Annotated in this window: 1 pseudogene; it reads right to left on the reverse strand. The window is 32.7% G+C overall.

Annotation, left to right across the window (positions count from 1 at the left end):
* Positions 1-42: 42 nt before the first annotated feature.
* Positions 43-1,110, reverse strand: a pseudogene (locus IQ246_RS31420) (acyltransferase family protein).
* Positions 1,111-1,415 lie beyond the last annotated feature (305 nt).

The following is a 1,415-nucleotide window of genomic DNA, read 5'->3' on the forward strand; positions in this document are numbered from 1 at the left end:
CCCATGCCCCATGCCCCATGCCCCATTATTTAATGTAAATTATTATTTAGCTTCTCCGATTGAATATCGGAAAAGTTTACTTTTTTTGTGCAAGAAGCTGTAAATCAATATAGGCCCTAGCGTAGAAGCGATATATCCAAAAGTAAATTGTACTAATGGGTCAGTTATGCCAACTTTTACCAAAATGGTTCTAGTGGTCGAGCCAACAAGTATGTGAAGTAAATAGATGGTCATACTAAGCAGACCGAAGTAGACAAAAATGTCTGCAATCGATTGTGAAAATCGATTCAACCACTGAAACATAGGAAATGGTTGATTCCAAGTAGCAAGTATATACATAAACGCAAAACCTATAATGCCATTCATAAATTTTGCAACTAAGCCATAGTCTTTACCTAGTAAATAGTTAATGCTGAGCATCAAAGCAGTACAAATTAACAAGAGTAAGAAAATTAAAGTAGATGGCATTTTCTCTAGTCTTAAACGAATATTGGCTATATATGGAGCAATAGCAATTCCCAAAGCATAGAAAATATTAAAAAAGCAAATATCTACTAATGGTTCCTTAAGATTAAAGGAAAGTGCAAACAAGGCGATTTAAATTATATAATATATGGTTTTTGAACTAAGCTTTTTAATTAGAAAAAAAGATAAAACTGTTGCCAATAATAATGCATGGAAAAACCAGAAAATAAAGTTAGGATAAATAACTGATTGAATCAGTCCAGTGAGTGAGAACTTGATGCTACCAGAGAAAGTGCGGAAAATATAGTAAATTGGTGCCCAACAGACTAAAGGAATAATTATCCTAATAAACTTAGAATTTATAAATTTTGTATAGCTATTATTGCTGCTGCTAAAAATACTAAAGGAAATGCCAGAAATAATAAAAAATATTGGCATGTGAAAAGTGTAAATAAAATTATATATCCACCCCATGTATGGTAGATCTTGATCGTATAATTGACGGATGCCAGAATCCCGATTTCCAATTACATGACCTAGAGCCACAAGAGCGATCGCAATCCCTCGAATAAAATATAAATCTTTAGATAGAGTTTCTTTGATATTAGAATTAGCTTCTTGATTGATGAATGAATACTTTTTCATATTTTTAGAGCCAATAGTTTTTAGATTCTTGAAATAGTAGAAAATTGATGATTTATCCTAAGTCTTAGAATATGTGTTTATACTTATATCTAAGAGGTTGTTTGAAAAATGTAATTTAAACCTCATCCATCTTGAGAACTGGAGTTTTGCCAGAAGAAATATTACTCTGAAGAAGTAAGTGTAGTAGAGAACAAAACGAGGATGCTTAAAGTAGAGTGCGCTCGTTGGAATCAAAGTAGCTCAATATTGAGACAAGAGGCGTTAAAAGCAAATCATGCTCGTACCCGCGAACGTTTGATGGCACT

Origin of the sequence: aff. Roholtiella sp. LEGE 12411 (genome assembly GCF_015206995.1) — a bacterium.
Lineage (GTDB): Bacteria > Cyanobacteriota > Cyanobacteriia > Cyanobacteriales > Nostocaceae > Komarekiella.